Here is a 21,507-nt window from a genome sequence, read left to right as displayed (position 1 = left end):
ATTCTAAACTGATTCTCAATGATTCTCAAGTCATTTATGTGGGAAAGTTTACAGACGCCGTAAACAAAATACCCTTGTCCACATAAACTAAATAGACACAGCTTCCCGAGGTGCTTCCTAAGTGGTCCAATATTTATGCATTCTATAATAAATAAGGAGGCAAATCAAATGATCTTTCCCCCTTTCACTAAGAAATTATCGGACCTTTATTGTTCCTTCATATAATGAAAAAGTCTGGTCATATCGACCAGACTTTAGAATTGTGAAATTATCTATCTTATGCCAAGTAAGAACGCAGCATCCAGATATGCTTCTCCAGATCAGCCTGGAAGCCAGTCAGCATATCTGCTGTCGGGCCATCTCCTGCTTCCTCCGCAGCTTCAATACCTTCTGCATATTCTTCGGATAGTGTTGCGAAATCCTCAATCAGATTTTGAACCATGGTCTTCGGATCTTCACCGCCGGATGCCTCTTGGATGGAAGCCAGGTCCAGGTATTCCTTCATCGTTGCTGCCGGACTACCTTTAATAGTAAGAAGTCGTTCAGCCACTTCGTCCATTTGAAGAGTAACTGCATTGTACAGCTCTTCAAATTTAGTATGAAGGGTAAAGAAATTCGAGCCCTTAACATACCAGTGGTAATTGTGAAGCTTAACGTACAATACATTAAGATTCGCAACCTCTCGATTCAGCAGCTGTTCAATCGTTGTTTTGTTTTCTGTTTTATTTGTTGATTTTGCCATAATGATCCCATCCTTTAACTTATATTTATGATCACATTTATCTTTCGCCACTAGTTCTAAGTTACCCTTGTACGATTTTAATGAAACAAGTTAAGAACTCTATTCCTTAGAGTAAACTCCGACAAAAATATCATGATCCAGCAGTCTCTGCATTATGCAAATTTACGAAATGAAATCTTTGGCGGTTCATCTTATGTAATAGCTTCATTTAAAAAAAAGCAGTCTCCTATAGACAGATTCGACTCAAGGATGAAGTATTACCCTCATTAGCTTCGCATCGTCCGATAGTGGGACTGCTATTCATATTATGTTCGCTTACTACTCCTCAGCTTACTCTTTCATTCCCATTACAGCATTCTTTGCAGCGCCTCTACCCCACTCATTCCAGGAACTATACCTAATCTTTCAGCTTCAATGGTTACAGATTCCATCGGTGCAGCAAGCAGTTCTGCAATGGTCTTGACGCCAACTGCCCGAGCTGCGATAATGCTGCGCGCAGCCAAACGCTCGTTTAGCAGGCCAACATCAAGTGCTCCGCACATAATGTATCCTTTGGAAGTCGAGACTGTAATCAGTGTTGTTTTGGGTAATTTAACTTCAACTGCTACAAGGGTATGGTCTCCAACTTGAACCGGCTCCAATGTTACCATAAGTGTAACACCCCCTTCACTTAACGCGTCTCGACAGTTTATTCCTGGGTCTTCTATATGGTGTGGACAGTAGCGGATACTTTTCATGCTAAAAGAACCATGTCTTAAAACCTACCATTCCACCCTCATACTCATAAAAAAATCCTAAATTTTCGTATAAATATGCGTCTATGGTAGTATTCATGATTGCGTTTTAATGATATAGTTAGAGAATCAATGTACATAAATATTCCATTATAAGAGCAGTGCGAGGTAAATATTATTATGAAAAATACGACGTCAGCAGGCACGAGTAACGAGACCGAATTTCTTTTTAACGTTGACATTATGATTCACAGCAAGTCCGATGCCCTTGCACTGCAATCCCTTCTCGAAATGCTTAATGCACAAGATCAAATTGCAGATTTCAGAATTCAGTCCGGAATGAGGCTGGGAGCAAGAATTGAGCAAGCTTTGAAACAAACAGCTGTATCCGATCTAAACTTGAAACCGATTCATAAATCTCCTCTCCTCCCTGCATCCGGAACGATGAAGAGAGAAGAAGAGGACCGTTGCCCTTCAGAGAAATGGCTTATGTCCGCCATGAAGGAAGGGAGACTGATCAGGCTCGATATTCGTGATAAGAATGGCAAAGATAAGAGCATTCCGTGCCGAGTTCTTAATTTTGATGCGCTATCCAAGCTGGTCAGCATTTATCATGTGGATGAGAAGCAGGTCTACTCCATCCATACGTCCGAGATCGAGAAGTATATCTAGGAATAAGCAAGAACGGCCACTCTCAGCTAATGAGAATGACCGTTCCTTATCCTTATTTTTTTAACACGGACACGACAACAAGAATCCAGCCTATAATGAAGCAAATTCCCCCTAATGGTGTAATTGCCCCGAGAATGCCGATTCCCGTCATGCTAAGCACATATAAACTTCCTGAGAACAGTATAATGCCGATGAGCAGCAGTCTTGCCGCCCAATCTAATGCCTTCTTTGGACCGAAGCTGTTGGCAAGAAGTGCAATAAGCAAAATTCCAAGCGCATGCATCATATGATACTGCACGCCGGTTTCATACGTAGTAAGCCGCTCTTCACCAATAATCGGTTCAATAATATGTGCACCAAAGGCGCCAATCAGGACAGACAGCATCGCTAAAATTGAACCTATGGCAACCCATTTTTTTGCCACTTGATATGTTCACTCCTCAATGAAATGTATTCTAAATTATCTTAACCTAATTTACGCGCCATTTACTAGTGAACATCCCTTTAACATTGTGACAGAACGGTTAGAGAGATACAGCTTGCATTTTAATTTGAATTATGGAAAAGTTAACTGTAAATCTATAAAGGAGCGACTTCATGGATAAGAACCAAGTACCCGATTACGAACAACTTCAAGAAGTAAACAATCCCTATGGCACTTTTCAGCCGCCCCCTGCTAAGGTTAAGCATTCAGGTCCTGGTATTGCGTCTTTCATTGTTAGCATAATTTCCCTGGTCCTTTACATCGCTGTTCTCGCCCTGTCACCAGCTGCGGCAGCTGAAATACTTGAGAATCCCGATCCAGAGGCAATGCTGAACAACTTATATGTAATTGTTATCGGACTTTTGATTCTTGCCAGCCTTGGACTGAATATCATTGGTGTTATCCTTTCTATTATCGGATTGGCATTAAAGAATCGAAAAAGAGCATTTCCACTGGTTGGCCTTATTTTAAATGGACTGATCCTGCTGATTGTCATTGGCTTTTTCAGCATGACCGTTGTGGTGTAGAATAAATCCTCTTCGCGACGAACCTTTTTGCTGCCTTTTTTGCTACACACGCCAAATATGCATTATAATGTTTGATGTAAATCCGTTTTTCACACGATGATGTGAATAGGAAGATGATTTATGAAGAAGAAATAACTAAGTATAAAGGGGATTGAGATGTCGCGAATTAAAATTTTTGCGGACAGTACTAGTGATTTGCCAAAAGAATGGATCCATCAGTATGACATTGGCATTGTCCCTCTCTATGCCGTATTCGGAGACGAGTCATTGAAGGATGGAGTGGATATCGTTCCTGAAGAGCTGTACGAACGTGTCAAAACAGAAGGACGGCTACCGAAGACTGCAGCTCCATCACCGGCCGATTTTATGGCCTGTTTTGGCCCTTACATAGATGAAGGCTACGATATTCTATTTATCAGCCTCTCTTCAGAGCTGTCGTCAACCTATCAAAATGCACTGCTGGCTGCTTCAGAATATCCCGATGGCAGAGTTACCGTGTTTGACTCCCTTAATTTATCAACGGGAATCGGTCTTCAGGTGATCAAGGCGGTACGCGCAGTGGAAGAAGGGCTTTCGGTTCCCGAAATTGTGAACCGTCTTACCCAGATCCGACCACAGGTTGATACTGAATTTGTAATTGATACATTAGATTATCTATATATGGGCGGCCGCTGCTCGGGGATGCAAAATTTAATCGGCAGTCTGCTCAAGATTAGACCGGTTATCAAAGTAACGGATGGCAAAATGACACCTGCATACAAGGTCAGAGGCAAACGGGAAAAAGCGATGGATCAGATGCTCTCAAATGCACTGAGCAAAGCATATGAAATGGACAATGATATTATCATCGTTGTTCACTCCATGTGTGAGGATGATGCGCCTTATCTGCAAAAGGTATTGCAGGAAAAAACAAATGCCAAAGAGGTTGTTCTAGCTACTGCAGGTTGTGTTATTTCCAGTCATTGCGGACCTAAAACCATTGGTATCATCTACACTAAATCATATTAAAAAGAAAAAGAAGACCCTGCATTATATTGCAGAGTCTTCTTTTCTTATGTTCGTTCTATACTGTTATTTCGGTCAATTGTGCCTCGAGCTCGAGACATGCCATAACAAATGGAGCTAATCCTTTAGGATCATCCGTACGCTGCGGTTCTCCAATATAGTATTCGAATGATCCATCCCTATACGGCTGACCGCCGAGACCAGCTACCTTGCATATGCCTTCCAATGCGTAAGAACCATCCTCACGTGCTTTAACAAACTGGCGAACGATGCCTTCATGTCCCCTCCGAGCAGCCTCCAATGCATGACTGCCCAAATAACCAAGACGGGCCCCTTTTGCGAGTGCACATACAAACATTGAGGAGGCAGATGCCTCCAAGTAGTTGCCTTCTTGCTCAGGCAGATTCAGTACTTGATACCATAAGCCAGTCGCCTCATCCTGCACCTTCATGATTGCCTCACACACCCGATAGAAGATGCCGATGACCTGACCGCGTTTAGGATGATCCAAGGGCAATGTATCGAGCACATCGGTGATCGCCATTACATACCAGCCGAGAGCTCTTCCCCAGAAGTGCGGAGAGCAGCCTGTGATTGAATCGGCCCAAGCCTGTTCCCTGCTCTCATCATAAGCATGATATAGTAATCCAGTTTCTGGATCTCGTGATACTTTTTCCATCAACAAAATTTCATGCACAGCCTCGTCAAACCATTCATTTGCACCAATCAGATCTGCATAAGCCGTCATCAACGGACAGGCCATATAAACGCCATCCAGCCACATTTGGAACGGATAGATTTTCTTATGCCATAGTCCTCCTTCGGCCGTTCGAGGATGGCTTCTTAGCTGTGTCATCAGGTGCTCGATCGCGATTCGATATTTCTCATCACCCATTTCTTCGTACAGAGTAAACAATGTCTTCCCTTGATTCAATTGATCCACATTGTATTCATTCAAACGATATGTATGAATATGGCCGTCATCCTGAATGAATAGATCCATGTTCGTTTTGAGGTAATCAAAATAGATAGGGTCGTTCGTCGCCCGCCATACTCGTTCAACAGCGGTCATCATGCAGCCATTTTCATAATTCCAGTGCAGCCTTGAATGAAAATCCCCCCATGGCAATTGCTTGTTACGGTTCATGAATGAATCCAATATCCGAGTAGACCAAATGATATCCAAAGCCCGTTTCCCTCCTATGATTGTTATTCATAATTCATATTTGCCTAATGTGTCCAAGTATCGAATCTCACTTTTTAACTATATAATGGAAATAAAGCGTATACAAGGTTAAATACACAAAAATACGATCTCCATATAAAATCGCATAAAAAACCGCTGACAGCATATAAGCTGATCAGCGGGCTTGCATATTTCACAGATTAATTTCAGTAGGTCTTGGTCTTTAATTCATCCAAGCTTTTGAAGGTGTAGCCCTGAGCTCTCGCAGCATCTATGATGGAGCCAAGTGCCTCTGTATTGTCCTTGGATACCGAATGCAGCAGAATTACAGCACCCGGATGCAGCTGCTTCATCACTTGATCATAGGCATACTGCGAGCCTTTCTGAACATTCGTATCCCAATCCTTATAGGCGATGGACCAGAATACATCGGTGTATCCGAGACCACGACTTACTTCAAGCGTTCGATCACTAAATATTCCTCGAGGTGGCCGGAGATAAGGGTATTCTTTACCTGTCAGCCTCTTGGTCTCTTCCTTGACTTGGTCCAGCTCGATCTTGATTTTTTCATTCGAAGTTATCGTGAGATCGGGATGGCTCCAGGAGTGGTTTCCAACGATGTGTCCTTCTTGACTCATCCGGCGAACTAGGTCCGGCTTGTCCTTCAGATAATGTCCTGTTACAAAAAAAGCAGCAGGCACCTTCTTTTCTTTCAATACATCCAGGATAGCTGGTGTATACCCATTCTCATACCCATTATCGAAGGTCAGATACAATTCCTTCTGCTTCGTATCTCCCATAAAAATAGCACCATGCTTCTCCAGAATATGTTTAAAGCCTTCCTCGTTAATGGAGGCTGATTGTCCGTCCTTGCTTTTCTTAAACCCAAAATGAAATGCGTCCTTCACGGAGGAAGCATGGACCATCTGTGTCCCTGAAATGAGGATTGCGATTATCGTGCCCAGGACGAGCAACTTTTTCATTTGTGATCTGCCCCTTTCTTAATTTGATCTTTGGCCCAATTCCACTTGAACGATGTCTAACGAACACAGCAGGCCTAATACTTTCACTTGCTGTCACTTTACGTAATATAAGCAGATATTTATATTTTTATGTAGTATTTTGCTAATTACTTTCATCCGTTATAATCGAAATGTAGGGGAACCAAATTGTACTAAAAATACATATTTTCTAAGGAGAGAAGGGCCTTGTCTATAAATAAGAATCCGAGAGTCATTTGGCTTACAGGCCTATCTGGATCTGGCAAGACGACACTTGCGTCCCATCTGGAACACGTTTGGAAGAGAGAAGGAATTCCCTGCTACATGCTGGATGGGGATCAAGTGCGCCGCGGTTTAAACCGGGACCTGGGATTCAGCCCAGAGGACCGCAGAGAAAATTTAAGGCGAATTGCAGAGGTATCTAAGCTATTTCTCAACTCAGGCACCAATGTCATCGCAGCGTTTATTTCTCCACATGAGCAAGATCGGGAAATGGTGAAATCCATGTTTGAGCCTGGGGAATTTGTAGAGGTGTATGTGAAATGTTCTGTCGAAGTCTGTGAACAGCGAGATCCGAAGGGATTATACCAAAAAGCAAAACGTGGTGAAATTTCGAATTTCACAGGGATATCAGCTGGATACGACATACCAAACAAGCCCGATATCATCATAGATACCGAGCTTCAAGATATTGAGCTGTCCGTCTCCTTACTCGTCACCGCGTTACAAAGACATGCCCTAGCTTAATGGCTTCTTCTATTGGCACCTTCAGACGGAGAGCATCCTGTGTTATAAAGATGCTCTCGTCTGATAAGACAGCAATTGACCGAAAGCACCATCTGCATCTGTAGACAGCCCTTCATATGCTCCTTGCTGCATTACTTTGCCCCCTCCCTTCAAGCACGATGACTTGATCAGCGCCTTGAATAGTAGACAAGCGGTGTGCAATGACGACGATCGTCATCCGCCCCTGCAACGCCTTAAGTGCTTCTTGTATAGTGAGTTCATTCTCGCCATCCAGTGCGCTGGTTGCTTCATCTAATATGAGAATGGCCGGCTTACGTAATATCGCTCTTGCGAGTACAATCCGCTGTCTCTCCCCTCCAGATAATCGGACTCCCCGATCACCGATGATGGTATCCAGTCCTTGCGGCAAATCAACAACAAAATGGGCGGACGCAAATCGCAGCGCTTCCCACAGCTCCTCCTCGGTAGCATCACGCTTAACCAGAACAAGATTGTCCCGTATCGATGTATGGAACAAGAAAGGCTCTTGCGATACATAACTGATCGACTGACGCCAGGCTTGCAGCCGTGATGCCTCCAAAGGAGCTTTATCCAAGAGAATGGTCCCTTTTGTCGGCTGAATTAACCCCATGAGCAGATCAATAAACGTACTTTTACCTGCACCTGAGCGTCCCACAATTGCCGTCATACCGTTAACGGGAATAAAGGTATTAACGTGCTGCAGCGCATCTTGGGTTTGTCCTGGATATCGATAGGATATATCCTCACAGCGAATCCCTGTCTTCAAAGCAATCGGTTTGATATCCGTACCGCTCATCGGAGTATTTAGGCTGCCGGATTCCAAAGCCTGCTCACATTCTTGTTGCAGCTGTAACAAGCTCCGGAAAGCAGGGATCAGCGAACCGATATACTCCAGACTGGTTTGGATCATGGAGAACCGGGGCCATAATCTCGAGAATATAACAATCATCAACAGCAAATGCTCAGCAGGATAAGAAAACAGGTTAAGAGATGCATACACAAACAAGGCAATAATAACAGCCGCAGCGATTCGATAAATCAGCTGTGTAGTTGAATTAAGACGAATATAAGACACCATGTTGTGCTCCATTCGCTTGCACAAGGCTTTAAAGCCTGTTTCATGCTGCTGCTCCAGATTGTTGCTCTTAATATCCTTCATCCCGTTAAAATGCTCGACGATCTCAGACATATATTGTTGAGACAGATCAGATGTGTGATCCCCCAAAGCCTTGGCTTTGCGTATAAACGGCCGGAGAACCATAAACAGAATGGCACCAAAGCCTAATACCATCAGAGTCAATTCGGCAGACAGCCAAAAGGCAAATCCAATCTGAATGACTGTAAATATGACCGATGCCGTAAGCTGAATTAAGACGTTCGTTCCTTGGCTCACACGCGCCAGCTCTGAGGTGAGGATATGGTTAAAGTCTGATTTTTTCTTCGTTAAAAAAAGCTCCCATTTGGAATAAATTAATAGTCTATACGTTTCATAACGCAAGGTATGTATAAAGTTTTGCTGGATTTGAGAGCTGAGAATGTTCTGATTACGCTGCATTAACGCCTGAAACGTCAAAATAACCACAAAAATGAGAAGTACAAGTAAAAGCTGTGATTGCTGCGGTACAAACCCAAGAAGACCGGTGACCCATTCGAGCGGGACTGAATCATTCACGCCAGAGTCCAACACATTAATTGCAGACAGCATGGGAACCAGTAAGTAGATTCCAAACCCTTCCAATATACTGATGATGACCATAAACAAAATGCTGGCGATCAGCTTGGGACCTGTAATAGAGTACAGCTTCTTTAGATAGGTTCGAAGTTCAATCATATTCATGTCTCCCTTTAAGAACCATGCGCTGCCTGATTCTGCGCCACATCCATAGGAAAGGGCGTAAAGGTATGTATAGAAAATGCAGCTTGCGGGGCAGTGGCAATAATTCAGCATCCATCGGACCTGGATACAGCCTTCCTAGCAGCATGATCATTCGTCGTTTCGGAGATTTGATCTGTTTCAGATAATTTATCCCTGTTTCTTTATCAGGTTCTTCAAGGATCAAATTTAATGCATACTCCGTTAATTTTATTGTATGGGCATGCTCCACTAATTCTTTCATTTTACTTGTAAGCGGGGCTCTCAATAATCTCGAACACAACAGGTAAGCCTGCCCTGCATAGAATTCACTTTCATGCAGTTCCGCATAGTATTCAAAATTATGAATCGTATTGTTCTTACGTAATATGAGATCGATATCCATTAACCAACGAAGTCTAAACCATCCATGTCTTGCTCCATGACTGACGAGATACATGAATAGATCTTCTTTGCCTAGGTAAGACACCTCGTGTTCAACTATAGTTATCGTTTGTCTTCTATTCCACAATTCTTGAAAAGAAATGTCTTTTGCTCCGGATGGATTAAGCTTCCAATGAACCTCAATTTGCGTTTTATGCTCCGGATGAAACAGAGAGATATGATGGTCCTTCCATTTCCAGCCTTCCATAATAAATGGGGTATCATACTTTTTAATATAACCCGCTTTTTCTAGAACATTTAGGGAGGCATCAACATCACTAATGTTGACCAGTAAATCAAGATCCTTGGAAGTTCGATGCGCAAGATCTCCATATAATTCGAAAGCAAGAATCGGCCCTTTTAACATAATAACCTTAATATTTTGTTGTTCCAGGACTGAGGTGACTCGCTCCATTTCAGCCGTCAGTCTCATCATATAGAAAGTGTTATGCGTCACTGCCTTCTGAATTTGATCCATTACATCCAATGGGACTACTTCGTGGAATGATTGTAATCGTGCATAAATAAGCGGGTAAATGCGGTGGTGGTAAATTAATCTATTGAATTCCTTCCAATCTATTGTTTCAACCTCATATTTTTGTCGAATTTCCTGTTCAGTTACACGATCTTCTGCTAGTAAATCACACATGAATTGAAATTCAATGGATTCTCCGACAAATATATTATTATTTTGAATACTCATCATTTTGCTCACCCTCTGACTTCACTCTGGTTCAAGCATTTTTGTTAGAGAACATCCCTACAACGGTATATTTCTCGATTTCGTCTGCTCCAGCTACATACATGGGACCACTACGAAGCCAAGCATGCGCACTCATTCCTCCGCTTTCGTTACGTGCAACACCTAGATAAAGCGTACTTTGAATATTGCGTCTTTTCAGCATCTTCATCCCGGCAATACTAGTGACAAGGCATTCACTCCTCCAAGGAGTATGTTTAGCCGTCATATCAATGGCCTTGGCAACTTTCAGTCTAATGGGATCGAGATCAGAGCTCCGATCATATGATGTTTCTTCATTCTCACAATCTAACATCTGAGCAACTTTTGAGAAAGGGCGCAGGTTAAGTACTCGTGCATAGGCCAAATAAAAGAAAGCCTCTATGATCAGTTTTCTCATGGCAGGCTTTTGTTTGGTGAAAGAGCGAAGTAATAAAGTTTTGCTCCACATCACATTAATCCTCTTTTTGTTTAATTAATCCTTCCTTAAGGAGGGAATTCATAAATAGCTCTACCTGTTGACCACATGTAGATTGATCGATTGAATATTCAGCAGATAAGATATTAACAATTTCTGAAATCGTGTTGCCATCAGCAAGTAGTTCCCAGATTCGCCCACCTGTACGGCCCAAGTTATAATACTTTCCTGACTGAATTGACATCATCACTTTATCACCATTCATGTCACTGACAACATGTCCTTCTTGCTGAATATAGTGGACATCTTGTAATATCGTTTCTAATTTCATTTGGTTACCCTCACTCCTCTTTCAATGGCTTGCAGCACAGTATTCACAAGTTGCTCAATAGTTATAGAATTCTTCGGACGATGCAGTCGACACAGATCTACTTGACTTGCAATCTCTGTCACCTTGTCAAAATGCCACTGCATATTCTGTATTCTTTTGACAAGTGGCAACCGATAAGTATGTGCTTGGAGCAACTGAATACCCTCAAGCGTAGATACTGAATTCAACTGTACTTCTGGCTGATGATCTGAGGCAATAAGCTCAAATACACCTGCTAACGGTATCCTAGCTTGAGCTTGACTAAAATCCTTTTTCCTCGGAACGGCATACTTCCATTCGTCCTTAATTACACTAAGTCCATCAGAACTCATAGTTAGCAGATCAAGACTAAATGCATTTAGTTTTTGCTGGGGATAAGCCGGAGAAACCATAGGTACAGATTGATTCGTGCTGACAGCAATGACATCGTCACTAATAAGTCTGTAGCCTCTATTTACAAAGGCCGCAGATAAAGTTGATTTGCCTGCACCTGATTCCCCAACAAAAGCAAATGCATATCCATTCATAGCTACTGCGCTACCATGTAAAGGTAATATATTTCGCTGCAGCAGCAATACGCCCATACACGTTCCTAGCAAATACAGCCTAACTCTGGATAAATTACAGCCATTATGCGGCATTACCGTCACAGTTCTGCCTTGTACGACATGAAATGTTCCTACTTCAGGTATTTGAAATAAAAATTGATCATCCCTGCTTTGAAAATTCTGCTCAGCCAACCCCCAGTCAAAGCAGACAGAGGACAAATCTCCAAACTGAATGGTTACATCAATATTCGTCTCTTCTGCAACAATTATAGCTGTCAATTCAGGAAGAGGCATTTCACTTTGAATGGTTAATCCAAAAGCTAAATAGGCGGATACAGCTGATTTATCTTGTGACATGTAATCCTCCCAGCTGGTCTATTTAAAAGCTATTTTATATCGGTTTACAGCTATCAGCGAAAGCAGATATAGATCGTTTTCACTGATAGCTGTAAGCTGTCAGTATGCATAAGTAAAAATGACTCCATTACTTCTTATTAGCTAGGATCATACAAATCCGCATCATGCTCGGAGATCCAGTCAATTTGTCTGAATCCAGTTCCTTGCTTAGTCTCACTCATTTCAAGAACTTCAAGGCTAGGTATTTGCCATTCCATTTTGTTGTTTTGCATTCCTCTCACCTCCTTTCAATAATTTCAGATATACAACTCAATTTAGAGGCCGTTAGAATTGCTGCAAAAAACGATAAACGATCAGGCTGTGCATCAGCATCCGAACCTCAGGATCCCATGCAAGTTCTAAACGAGGATTATCCAGCTTAGTAATTCCTTTATGAATCTGGTCTATATTAAGGTAGTCTGAAATTGAAGTATCATTAGTCATTCGTTTTAGCTCGGATACCCAGATGTCCCATTCCGGCTTAATTCTATAAATCCAATCCGCTGGTTGAACGCCTCGTATAGTCTGATTAAGTCTCACGTTATCCGGTAAGTAATTCACTGTGGAGCGACGCAGCAGAGCGCGATCTCGTCCTTTTTGAACATATTGCTCTAGTGGAACAGATAAACAGTATCGAACCACCCTTGGATCATTGGTTGGATCACGTTCAATAAGCCCGTATCGCATAGATAGTTTCGTTGCCATTGCCCCATTCTTGTTAGCCACGGCCAAGTTATTTATATTTTCTTTTCGTGCAGTTAATGCGTTAATATAAACCGTTTGTTTATTTACAACGTATGGCTTCATTTGCCGATGCATTTCCATTCTTCGAGCAAAATCCGGGTGGATAAGTTCAGGCACTTCGACTGTTCCTCCCACAGCCGCACGCTGCCTGCGAAGCATGGGAAAAGCCTTTCTTCCGATAATCGGCAGCAGCTTGCCTCGCGGTACTTCGGCCAGACGGCTGTATTGCTGAACTTCCCTTGCGAGGTGAACCAGCTTGCCTCTTCGCAATAAATGAGCATAGTAGTCTAACGCCGGCCCCCATGAAATTGTGAAGTTTCCCATGGCCCCTGTAAGCATTACCCCTACTCCCTGCTCCTGTGCACGTTCATAAAACCCCCGAATCCAGAATGAGTTTTCAAAAAATTTGTAGGGGGTCTCCATGATGTCCAGCCAGTCATTCACTTCCGTCAGCGGACTCTTGCCAGCAAAATTCATATAGTTCTCTCGAATATTCCCTACAAAATTCACTGTGGATTGAATGTAAGGCGTTTCATCTGCAATTAACCGGCTGGACGTCCAATCCTCGAAGCCTGATACAGGTACGTAGCTGTAGGCATGAAGCTCCTTGCCATTCAATTTCAGCATCGGTGAGGCGAAGCTCGCAACCGTTCCTGAATCAAGTCCACCACTGAGGGCTGTGCCTACTTGCTTATATGTTCTGACTCTTGCCCGAACAGCCTGGTCGAATACATCTCGGAAGGCCTCTTCATATTCTTCATCCGACTTCAGATACAGCGGCTCTATTTCTTCAAAATATCTGTATTGACGTAATTCGACTCCCTGCCTGCCTACCTTAATCCAATGTGCAGCCGGAATCTGTCTGACATTACGATACGCAGTGGCGTGAACGTCATAGGATTCATACATTCCGCGGATCGCCAGAAATTCGGCCAGCCATTGCTCGTTTAACTCTTTGTTAAAATAAGGCATATGGAAGAGCGGATTCATCGAGCTGCAGAACGCAAAATGCACACCATCATCTATATAGTAAAAGGACCTGCGGCCTGACTCATCACGTGCACCAAACAATTGATCCTTCCTTGAATCCCAAATCATAAAGACATAATCACCTAATAAATGCTTAGGAGCATCTTCTCCCCACTTCACATAAGCTTCCAGTATCAATTGGCTGTCGGAAATCGTGATTCGCTCTGTAAGAGGGATCTGCAGCTTGTCAAACAGCTCACTGCGATTATCAATAATCGCATCCGCAGTGATGGTGATATCCCGCCTTTCATCGTAGAGGGGAAGCACTTCATGGACGGACTCCGGGGTCACCCACTGCATATGACAGCTAAAAAAAACATGAGCATCACTCCATGAGTGAATGCGATCCCACTTATATTTCGTCAAGTAAGCTCCTGCGGGGTCCATATCTTCAGGCATAATCGGCTCTCTGCGGGAAAAGCATCCCATGATGGCACTCATGATTTCCCCTCCCTTCCAGACAAGTACCCCTGAGCCCAGGATGACAGCCGGTTCCCAAATGGCAGTATGGATTTAATTCGATTAAGCTTGCTTCTAAGCTGGATCAGCTGCTTCTCCACATGGTTCTTCTCCATATAGCTCTTCGTTAATCGGTTCTCCAGCAGCCTGACTCTCGTTTCAAGCTGAGCAATCTGGATGGAAGCCTGCCTGTGATCCCTGATCTGATTCACTTGCACAGCCTCTAATTCCAGGTCATCTACAGCTCCAGCAAACTGTGTCCCTGTAAGAATACTACTTGTGCTTAATTCATAGTCCGGCTTCCATATATAACCGCTCGATTTCAAAAATTGCTGCTCAATCCGCTCCATCGTCGCTTCGTCTGGCGAGAGCTCATACCTCACGCCCGTTATCCGCTGTGCTTCTTCCAGTTCCTCCGAGTACCCAAGATCATGAAATATTCGTGCTCCCAGCACTCGGCAATAGGCATCCATCTCATCAGGACTAAGCTGATCCTTCCAAGCGTCAATGGACTGCACATGCGCCTGTGTATGATTCAATAAGAAGGGGTCCCCTGCCCCCATACTGTAAAAAAGATCCGCTTTTTCTTCACTTACCGGATTACCGTACTGCTCCATTCCTTCACGGTAAGAAATACCGATAAACTCGCACAGCTTGCGTAATTGTTGTTCAGGCTGCCGCACGAGCTCTTCATATTGAAGCTTGTAGGAGTAGGCCGATTCTCCCTTAAAATACGTAGCGTAGCGGAACAGCCCCGCTGTAAGGTCGACGATCTTCATACCAGGAATAGGCTGCTTGAGATCCTCAATCAGTGAAAATGGTTCTCCGCTATATGCATTGACCTTCTTGTAGGATGCAGCCACAGATAGCGGGTTACGAAATAATCCAATTCTTTGCGATTCGGGAAACACGGCATCCAGAAACTCTAGCAATATATAATATCTTGGCGACTTATCTATGATCTTACGTGCGCCATTCTGATTTAATAATCCCTCATATATCTCCACTCCGAAGCTGCGTGCTGCTCTATGAAACAAATCTTCTGAAATAATTCCATTATAGAATTGACGGATAATCCCCGTGCCTCCATAGGGGCGTACAGGAGCTAGTTGCAAGTCCGCAAGTGAGAGCAAATACCACATCTCCTGTGCGGCGAACACTTCCTCATGGTTCTGCAGCATCACTGTTGTAAGTGAGCTTCCGCTTCTGGGCGTACACAGCAAAAATACGAGTTGATCATCACGGAAATGCTTCAATGCTGCGACTCCTTTCCGACAAATAACTGTACATTATTTGTTAATAGTACTTCTATCCTAGAATTATGATACTTTATGTATTGTAAAACCTACTTTATGATACATTTTGTATCATGTCAATGCTTTATTTTTCATCCTTTTTCACTTTTGTATTTTCATATTTGATTCATAAATAAAAAAGTCTGCTCCAAAGATATTATCTTCGGAAACAGACTTTTATGCCGTTCTTCGTAATTATGCAATTAAATAAGGTTTAAACTGAATTCTGTTTTAGGCGTTGTAAAAAGGGAGAAGCTCTGCCACGACAGCATCAAGCGTTCCATCTACCAGCTTCTTCCGTGTCGGCAGATCCGTTAGTCTTGCAATCTGCTCAGGGAACTTCTGCTCAATCCCGCACAGCTCGATGGCTTCATTAAACTTGGCCGGATGTGCTGTAGCCAGCGACACGACTACTTCCTGTGCTCCCACCTTTTGCTCAGCTGCCTTTACCCCACAGGCCGAGTGAGGATCGAGCAGATAGGTCGTTTGCTCATGATACTTCTTGATTGTGTCCAAACATTCTTCACCAAGCACTCCATAAGCTGCAAACTCTTGTTGTACTTTAGCTAGGATGTCTTCGGGAATTTGAATGTAGCCCTTCTCTTGGAAAGACTTCATATATTCTTCCGTCTGAGCAGCATTCTCTCCCAGTACGTAATACAAATAACGTTCAAAGTTGCTAGCAACCTGAATATCCATTGACGGGCTGTAAGTCGTATGGAATTGGTCTGGCTTATACAGCCCTTTATTTACAAACTGCTCGAGGATGTTGTTCTCATTCGTAGCCAATATGAGCTTGCCAACAGGAAGCCCCATCAGGGATGCAAGATATCCTGCAAAAATATCACCAAAATTACCTGTCGGGACGCTGAAATGAAGCGGTGCAGCCGTTAGTTCCGGACGCTCGTCCGTCACCCGGAAGTATGCATAGAAGTAGTAAACCGTCTGAGCGAGAATCCGCACAATATTGATAGAATTGATCGCACAGAGATGATGCTCATTCTTGAATTCTACATCCGCAAACAGCTGCTTGATCATGCGCTGGCAATCGTCAAAATTACCTTCAACAGAAAGATTCAATACGTTGCTGTCCTGTACTGTCGTCATCTGCAGCTCTTGAACCTTGCTGACCTTGCCATTCGGATGCAAAATGCAAATATTGATGCCTTCTTTTCCTCGAACACCTTCAATTGCAGATGCACCGGTATCCCCTGAGGTTGCTCCGAGAATATTAATCTGTTTATTGTATTTGCGCGCGACATAAGTATATAGATTACCCATCAGCTGTAGTGCGACATCTTTGAACGCAAAGGTAGGTCCATGGAACAGCTCAAGCAAATATATTTGATCCGTCAGCTTGCGCACGGGTGTAACAGCTTCATCACGAAATGTGCTGTAGCTCGCATACACCATTTCTTTTAGCTCGGCTTCCGGAATTTCTTCATTTGTATAATAGGAGAAAATTTCGAGCATGAGATCTTGAAAGGATAGATTCCGCCATGCTTCCAGCTGTTCCGTCGATAATGAAGGTATTGTGCTCGGTACAAGCAGACCTCCATCCGTTGCCAGCCCCATCAGAAATGCATCGATGAAACCAACTCCACTTACATGTCCTCGAGTACTATGATATTGCATCTGTTTCCCTCCTGCATAATGGACCCAATTCTCGTTTCACTGGACCTCTACTTTTTCTTTTTAACCATAATACTACTATCTTGGATAAAAGCGAATCTTTTTCTTACAGGAATCGTCAATACCATGGCATTTTGAAAAAAAAGTTTTGATATATTCTCTATTTATTATATATGTCATCACATAACGTCCCTGCCCGTGAATATACATAATTTACAGCAGGCCAAACTGTGCCGCGTAATCCAAGGGGGGTGCCTAACATGCCAGATTCTCGCCATCCTTACTCGTTTGTCGTTTCCAAAGAAGATTGGTCGCTTCACCGTAAAGGGTACCAAGACCAGCAGCGTCATCAGCAGAAGGTGAAAGATATCATTAAGCAAAACCTGCCCGATCTTATTACGGAAGAAAATATTATCATGTCCGATGGCCAGCAAATCATCAAGGTTCCAATCCGGAGTCTGGATGAATATCGCTTTGTGTACAATTATCAGAAGCAGAAGCATGTCGGCCAGGGTGACGGGGACAGCCAGGTCGGTGATGTCATCGGCCGCGATCCTGCGGGACAAAAACCCGGCAAGGGTGAAAAGGCTGGCGATCAGCCAGGTCACGATATTGTCGAAGCTGAGATCAGCATTGAAGAATTGGAGAACATGCTGTTCTCTGAATTGGAACTGCCGCATTTAAAGCAAAAGGATAAGGAACAAATTGAAACGCACAACATCGTGTTTAACGATATCCGCAAAAAAGGAATGCAATCCAACATTGATAAGAAACGGACCATTCTTGAGAACCTGAGACGGAACGCCACAAGCGGAAACCCGGGCATCCACCACATCAGTCCGGATGATCTGCGTTACAAGACCTGGGACGATACCGTGATTCCGCATTCTAACGCTGTTATTATCGCAATGATGGACACTTCCGGTTCTATGGGGTCCTTTGAAAAATACTGCGCACGCAGCTTTTTCTTCTGGATGACCCGCTTTCTTCGCAAGCAGTATGAAAAGGTAGAAATTGTCTTTGTCGCCCACCATACGGAAGCGAAAGAAGTAACCGAGGAAGAATTTTTCACCCGGGGAGAAAGCGGCGGTACCATCTGCTCCTCAGCATATATGAAGGCTCTTGAAATTATTGATCGGCGCTACCCTCCTTCAAGCTATAACATCTATCCCTTCCACTTCTCGGATGGAGACAATCTCACTTCTGACAACGAACGCTGTGTGAAGCTCATCGGTGAACTGCTGAAACGAAGCAATATGTTTGGCTATGGAGAAGTGAACCAATATAACCGCAGCAGTACACTGATGTCCGCTTATCGCAATATTAAAATGGATCAATTTATGTACTACGTGATCAAGGAGAAAGGCGAAGTCTACAAAGCGCTGCGCACCTTTTTCCACAACAAGGAAGGAGGAAGTGCTTCATGAGCAATGAGATCAATGAACTGGAATATGCAATTGCAGAAATCATGGAGATCGCCGACGGATTTGGGCTTGATTATTATCCGATGCGTTATGAGATCTGCCCTGCTGACATCATATACACTTTCGGTGCCTATGGTATGCCGACTCGATTCAGCCATTGGAGCTTCGGCAAGACGTTCCAGAAGATGAAGATGCAGTATGACTTTGGTCTGAGCAAAATATATGAGCTCGTCATTAACTCCAATCCATGCTACGCCTTCCTGCTCGATGGAAACTCCCTGATTCAGAATAAGCTTATTGTAGCCCATGTGCTTGCACACTGTGATTTTTTCAAGAACAATGCCCGCTTCTCAGCCTCCAACCGCAATATGGTGGAGAGCATGTCAGCGACGGCAGACCGAATCAGCCAGTATGAGCTTGAATATGGTACGGAAGCCGTGGAATCCTTTATTGATGCGGTCCTCGCTATTCAGGAGCATGTAGATCCGCAGCTGATCAAGCCTCAGCATCTCGACAAGCAGCGTTACATGGAATTGAAAATGAAGCAGCAAAAAGAAACCAAAGTCATTCGCCCTCCCGGACGATATGACGATATTTGGGCCATCGGCGAACCTGTAGAATCTGCAGAAGAGCAGCAGCAGCAGAAGGTTCGCCGCTTCCCTCCTGAACCAGAGAAGGACATCATGTGGTTCATACAGGAATTTTCCGAAACACTAACCGATTGGCAGAGAGACATCATGAGCATGCTTCGTGAAGAGATGCTCTATTTTTGGCCCCAAATGGAAACCAAGATTATGAACGAAGGCTGGGCTTCCTACTGGCATCAACGTATTATACGCGAGCTGGACCTGACAAGTGAAGAAACCGTGGAATATGCCATGCTCAATGCCTCTGTTGTACAGCCGTCGAAGCAAAGCCTGAACCCTTATTATCTTGGAGTCAAAATCTTCGAGGATATCGAACGCCGCTGGGATCACCCGACTCTTGAGGAGCAGGAGCGCTTTGGCCGTAAGCCAGGGCAAGGAAGGTCCAAAATGTTCGAGGTTCGCGAATACGATTCAGACACCTCGTTCATCCGCAACTACATGACAAAGGGCCTGGTCGAAGACCTCGACCTGTATGTGTTTGAGAAAAAGGGACCCGAATGGAAAATTACCGACAAGTCCTGGGAAAATATTCGGGATCAGCTGATCTATGCCAGAGTCAATGGCGGCTCACCGTATCTCGTCGTGCATGACGGAGATTATCTTCGTACCGGCGAGCTGATGCTTAAGCATCAGTACGAAGGTATTGAACTTGACTTGAAATATATGGAACGCACGCTTCCTTACGTATATAAATTATGGGGTCGAACGGTACATCTTGAGACCATTATCGAAGATAAACCGGTGCAATTTACATTTGATGGGAAAAAGATCCACCGCAAACTGTTAAATTAACACAATTGCCCTGTATAAGCCTGTTTCCGCTCATTTTTGGGTTGAAACAGGCTTTTTCATGGAGTACATTGAAATATAGGGGGCATTACATCTAAACCCATTAAAATATGATATAATCAACTTTTGTTAGCGCCTTACATTATTGCGCTCATCATTAGAATTTCTTTGATAGAATTAAAGGAGCGAACGAACTTGATCAACTTAGGTAGAAACGAACCGTGCCACTGCGGCAGTGGCAAGAAATATAAAAAATGCTGCCTCGAGAAAGACAGACAGCAGCAGCGCAATGTAAGGGTGGCCACATCAGTCGAAGTCATTACGAATCGGCGCCCTGGATCTGCAGTATCCGCTGTATCTAAGATGCCCCCTGCCCCACAGGTAGCTGATCAGAACTCCCAGATGTCTGCCCTGAACTTTACTGAGATGAGTTGGGAACACGACATGCACCGTGAGCTTGCTGAAACCGCCATTCCTTCAATCGCAGAAGAGTACAAGCTGACCGAAGAAGAGACAAGTGAACTTATCTCTCTGTGGAACAACTATAGCAATAGTGAAGCTCCTCGTTATCGTAAGCCGGGAGGTTTCGCTGGTGCATTAGAATATGTCACTGCAACGAAACAAGGCAGTACCATCAGTCAATCCGAGCTTGCTGCTAAACATGAGGTATCGGCTACAACCCTCTCCAAGAGCATTGGACAGCTGTCTGAATACGCGGAGAAAGCTTCCTTTGCGAGTCAAGGTGTCTAAGTCAGAGCGTCCGAAAGTGCCCTGCTCAGCAGGTCCTTTCGGATTTTTTTATTTAAAATGCGGTGTACAAAATAGATTTCGCCTCAAACTCTTCCACCTTAGAATTATATTCATAGGTAATCACTAGGTCGCCAATATATTGAGAGAAGGATTGTGCAACACCTAGTGTGGCCGTCACGATGCTGTCCTTCACCTCATAATTGACATAATTACCTACAGATACAGGACCAACCTCATCAAATTCTGCGCTCATCTGTATGTATTCTTCTGCAGTCTTCACAGGATCCTTCATCATGATCTCAACCATCTGCATTCCATCAACGATATGGAGCTGTTCCACATAGACCCCTGTTCCATCAGCAGCCGTTAAAAATACAATTGCATCTTCTGTCCCATCCTGCGTAACATCACTTGCCATTAATTGTGCAGCTGCAGTCTCAGAGGCCACACTTCTCCAAGGAAAGTTAAGAAAACGGCCTTCCCATGCCAATGTCATTCCTTCATAGATTCCATCTGTTTCTTGTACCGGATACAATGCATTGTCGGTACCCGATATAACAGCCACTGCATCCATTGCTGGCTCGATTTTTACTTCTTCTGTATTCTCTATATTTGAAAGGGAGCTCCCCTTAATCTCTGCAAAAACAATCGCACTTCCCACAAACATGACACAAGTCAGCAGAATGACTGCTTTAATTAATCTATTCAATTAAAATTTAACTCCTTTATGAATCTATTTCACTTGTCCTTGTCCCATTATATAGCTCATCCTTACATATAAGATAGTCATTCTCGTAATAAATGGGTAAATTTCTTGAAAAGAATGAAAAAACACCTTCTCACTTGATCTGC

Annotated in this window: 21 protein-coding genes and 1 pseudogene; 7 read left to right on the top strand and 15 right to left on the bottom strand. The window is 43.6% G+C overall.

Features of this window, described 5'->3' with window-relative positions; translation table 11 throughout:
• Positions 1–277 precede the first annotated feature (277 nt).
• Both PUW25_RS07960 and PUW25_RS07955 read right to left on the bottom strand, forming a co-directional pair.
• Positions 278–742: a Dps family protein gene (locus PUW25_RS07960; protein ID WP_047909953.1), complete on the bottom strand. Its 465-nt coding sequence runs from the start codon at positions 740–742 to the stop codon at positions 278–280.
• Positions 743–1,089: 347 nt separating this feature from the next.
• The gene (locus PUW25_RS07955; protein ID WP_047909954.1) at positions 1,090–1,392 is read right to left on the bottom strand and encodes a YunC family protein; all 303 of its coding nucleotides are present in this window, start codon (positions 1,390–1,392) and stop codon (positions 1,090–1,092) included.
• Positions 1,393–1,656: 264 nt separating this feature from the next.
• Between PUW25_RS07955 and PUW25_RS07950 the strand changes: the two genes are divergently transcribed.
• Positions 1,657–2,148, top strand: coding sequence for a hypothetical protein (locus tag PUW25_RS07950; protein ID WP_047909955.1), 492 nt, complete (start codon positions 1,657–1,659; stop codon positions 2,146–2,148).
• A gap of 52 nt (positions 2,149–2,200) precedes the next feature.
• Here PUW25_RS07950 and PUW25_RS07945 read toward each other — a convergent pair whose 3' ends face one another.
• Positions 2,201–2,533, bottom strand: a complete 333-nt coding sequence (locus PUW25_RS07945; RefSeq protein ID WP_370510312.1) for a DUF423 domain-containing protein — start codon at positions 2,531–2,533, stop codon at positions 2,201–2,203.
• 212 nt (positions 2,534–2,745) lie between these two features.
• On the opposite strand from PUW25_RS07945, the gene PUW25_RS07940 reads away from it, so the two are divergent.
• Positions 2,746–3,159, top strand: a complete 414-nt coding sequence (locus PUW25_RS07940) for a hypothetical protein (protein ID WP_047909957.1) — start codon at positions 2,746–2,748, stop codon at positions 3,157–3,159.
• Between the two features lie 156 nt (positions 3,160–3,315).
• Entirely contained in the window at positions 3,316–4,167 is an 852-nt protein-coding gene (locus tag PUW25_RS07935; protein WP_274336880.1) for a DegV family protein, read from the top strand.
• Between the two features lie 55 nt (positions 4,168–4,222).
• On the opposite strand, the gene PUW25_RS07930 is transcribed toward PUW25_RS07935, so the two are convergent.
• Both PUW25_RS07930 and pdaA read right to left on the bottom strand, forming a co-directional pair.
• The gene (locus PUW25_RS07930) at positions 4,223–5,350 is read right to left on the bottom strand and encodes a glycoside hydrolase family 88/105 protein (RefSeq protein WP_081872162.1); all 1,128 of its coding nucleotides are present in this window, start codon (positions 5,348–5,350) and stop codon (positions 4,223–4,225) included.
• Between the two features lie 206 nt (positions 5,351–5,556).
• Entirely contained in the window at positions 5,557–6,333 is a 777-nt protein-coding gene (gene pdaA, locus PUW25_RS07925; RefSeq protein WP_047909959.1) for a delta-lactam-biosynthetic de-N-acetylase, read from the bottom strand.
• Between the two features lie 201 nt (positions 6,334–6,534).
• Here pdaA and cysC point away from each other — a divergent pair, with 201 nt between their 5' ends.
• Positions 6,535–7,098, top strand: coding sequence for an adenylyl-sulfate kinase (gene cysC / locus PUW25_RS07920; protein WP_047909960.1), 564 nt, complete (start codon positions 6,535–6,537; stop codon positions 7,096–7,098).
• 42 nt (positions 7,099–7,140) lie between these two features.
• On the opposite strand, the pseudogene PUW25_RS07915 reads toward cysC, so the two are convergent.
• The 9 genes and pseudogenes from PUW25_RS07915 to thrC form a co-directional block, all read right to left on the bottom strand.
• Positions 7,141–8,950, bottom strand: a pseudogene (locus PUW25_RS07915) (ABC transporter ATP-binding protein).
• Positions 8,943–10,121, bottom strand: a complete 1,179-nt coding sequence (locus PUW25_RS07910; protein ID WP_052511684.1) for a nucleotidyltransferase domain-containing protein — start codon at positions 10,119–10,121, stop codon at positions 8,943–8,945. The pseudogene PUW25_RS07915 and the gene PUW25_RS07910 overlap by 8 nt, the downstream one beginning before the upstream one ends.
• Before the next feature lie 28 nt (positions 10,122–10,149).
• Complete coding sequence (locus PUW25_RS07905) at positions 10,150–10,605, bottom strand: lasso peptide biosynthesis B2 protein (protein ID WP_238546263.1); 456 nt, start codon at positions 10,603–10,605, stop codon at positions 10,150–10,152.
• Positions 10,606–10,609: 4 nt separating this feature from the next.
• On the bottom strand, positions 10,610–10,903 hold the full coding sequence (locus PUW25_RS07900) for a lasso peptide biosynthesis PqqD family chaperone (protein WP_047909961.1): 294 nt from the start codon (positions 10,901–10,903) through the stop codon (positions 10,610–10,612).
• Complete coding sequence (locus tag PUW25_RS07895; protein WP_047909962.1) at positions 10,900–11,847, bottom strand: hypothetical protein; 948 nt, start codon at positions 11,845–11,847, stop codon at positions 10,900–10,902. Before PUW25_RS07895 ends, PUW25_RS07900 begins: the two co-directional genes overlap by 4 nt.
• Before the next feature lie 137 nt (positions 11,848–11,984).
• Positions 11,985–12,119 carry a paeninodin family lasso peptide gene (locus PUW25_RS07890; protein ID WP_152557589.1) on the bottom strand — a complete coding sequence of 45 codons (135 nt, stop codon included), beginning with the start codon at positions 12,117–12,119 and terminating at the stop codon, positions 11,985–11,987.
• 52 nt (positions 12,120–12,171) lie between these two features.
• On the bottom strand, positions 12,172–14,100 hold the full coding sequence (locus tag PUW25_RS07885) for an asparagine synthase-related protein (RefSeq protein ID WP_274336879.1): 1,929 nt from the start codon (positions 14,098–14,100) through the stop codon (positions 12,172–12,174).
• Positions 14,097–15,374 carry a sulfotransferase family protein gene (locus PUW25_RS07880; protein ID WP_047909964.1) on the bottom strand — a complete coding sequence of 426 codons (1,278 nt, stop codon included), beginning with the start codon at positions 15,372–15,374 and terminating at the stop codon, positions 14,097–14,099. Before PUW25_RS07880 ends, PUW25_RS07885 begins: the two co-directional genes overlap by 4 nt.
• A 270-nt stretch (positions 15,375–15,644) precedes the next feature.
• Positions 15,645–17,048, bottom strand: a complete 1,404-nt coding sequence (thrC, locus tag PUW25_RS07875) for a threonine synthase (RefSeq protein ID WP_047909965.1) — start codon at positions 17,046–17,048, stop codon at positions 15,645–15,647.
• A gap of 257 nt (positions 17,049–17,305) precedes the next feature.
• Between thrC and yhbH the strand changes: the two genes are divergently transcribed.
• The 3 genes from yhbH to PUW25_RS07860 all read left to right on the top strand — a co-directional run bounded on the left by yhbH (position 17,306) and on the right by PUW25_RS07860 (position 20,655).
• Positions 17,306–18,472, top strand: coding sequence for a sporulation protein YhbH (gene yhbH, locus PUW25_RS07870; RefSeq protein WP_047909966.1), 1,167 nt, complete (start codon positions 17,306–17,308; stop codon positions 18,470–18,472).
• Positions 18,469–19,908 carry a SpoVR family protein gene (locus tag PUW25_RS07865; RefSeq protein WP_047909967.1) on the top strand — a complete coding sequence of 480 codons (1,440 nt, stop codon included), beginning with the start codon at positions 18,469–18,471 and terminating at the stop codon, positions 19,906–19,908. The genes yhbH and PUW25_RS07865 overlap by 4 nt, the downstream gene beginning before the upstream one ends.
• 192 nt (positions 19,909–20,100) lie before the next feature.
• Positions 20,101–20,655 carry an SEC-C domain-containing protein gene (locus PUW25_RS07860; protein ID WP_047909968.1) on the top strand — a complete coding sequence of 185 codons (555 nt, stop codon included), beginning with the start codon at positions 20,101–20,103 and terminating at the stop codon, positions 20,653–20,655.
• 52 nt (positions 20,656–20,707) lie between these two features.
• On the opposite strand, the gene PUW25_RS07855 is transcribed toward PUW25_RS07860, so the two are convergent.
• A complete protein-coding gene (locus PUW25_RS07855) occupies positions 20,708–21,364 on the bottom strand; it encodes a hypothetical protein (protein WP_047909969.1) in 657 nt (218 codons plus the stop codon).
• Positions 21,365–21,507 lie beyond the last annotated feature (143 nt).

Origin of the sequence: Paenibacillus urinalis, from assembly GCF_028747985.1 — a bacterium.
Classification (GTDB): Bacteria; Bacillota; Bacilli; order Paenibacillales; family Paenibacillaceae; genus Paenibacillus; species Paenibacillus urinalis.
Note: the sequence above shows the minus strand (reverse complement) of the source record. Positions and strands in the feature narration are given on the sequence as shown.

Excerpts from the sequence above, each read along its gene's own strand:
- PUW25_RS07960 (WP_047909953.1), bottom strand. The coding sequence starts at position 742 with ATGGCAAAATCAACAAATAAAACAGAAAACAAAACAACGATTGAACAG.
- PUW25_RS07955 (WP_047909954.1), bottom strand. The coding sequence starts at position 1,392 with ATGGTAACATTGGAGCCGGTTCAAGTTGGAGACCATACCCTTGTAGCA.
- PUW25_RS07950 (WP_047909955.1), top strand. The coding sequence starts at position 1,657 with ATGAAAAATACGACGTCAGCAGGCACGAGTAACGAGACCGAATTTCTT.
- PUW25_RS07945 (WP_370510312.1), bottom strand. The coding sequence starts at position 2,533 with ATGCTGTCTGTCCTGATTGGCGCCTTTGGTGCACATATTATTGAACCG.
- PUW25_RS07940 (WP_047909957.1), top strand. The coding sequence starts at position 2,746 with ATGGATAAGAACCAAGTACCCGATTACGAACAACTTCAAGAAGTAAAC.
- PUW25_RS07935 (WP_274336880.1), top strand. The coding sequence starts at position 3,316 with ATGTCGCGAATTAAAATTTTTGCGGACAGTACTAGTGATTTGCCAAAA.
- pdaA (WP_047909959.1), bottom strand. The coding sequence starts at position 6,333 with ATGAAAAAGTTGCTCGTCCTGGGCACGATAATCGCAATCCTCATTTCA.
- PUW25_RS07910 (WP_052511684.1), bottom strand. The coding sequence starts at position 10,121 with ATGATGAGTATTCAAAATAATAATATATTTGTCGGAGAATCCATTGAA.
- PUW25_RS07905 (WP_238546263.1), bottom strand. The coding sequence starts at position 10,605 with ATGTGGAGCAAAACTTTATTACTTCGCTCTTTCACCAAACAAAAGCCT.
- PUW25_RS07900 (WP_047909961.1), bottom strand. The coding sequence starts at position 10,903 with ATGAAATTAGAAACGATATTACAAGATGTCCACTATATTCAGCAAGAA.
- PUW25_RS07895 (WP_047909962.1), bottom strand. The coding sequence starts at position 11,847 with ATGTCACAAGATAAATCAGCTGTATCCGCCTATTTAGCTTTTGGATTA.
- PUW25_RS07890 (WP_152557589.1), bottom strand. The coding sequence starts at position 12,119 with ATGCAAAACAACAAAATGGAATGGCAAATACCTAGCCTTGAAGTTCTT.
- PUW25_RS07885 (WP_274336879.1), bottom strand. The coding sequence starts at position 14,100 with ATGAGTGCCATCATGGGATGCTTTTCCCGCAGAGAGCCGATTATGCCT.
- thrC (WP_047909965.1), bottom strand. The coding sequence starts at position 17,048 with ATGCAATATCATAGTACTCGAGGACATGTAAGTGGAGTTGGTTTCATC.
- yhbH (WP_047909966.1), top strand. The coding sequence starts at position 17,306 with ATGCCAGATTCTCGCCATCCTTACTCGTTTGTCGTTTCCAAAGAAGAT.
- PUW25_RS07865 (WP_047909967.1), top strand. The coding sequence starts at position 18,469 with ATGAGCAATGAGATCAATGAACTGGAATATGCAATTGCAGAAATCATG.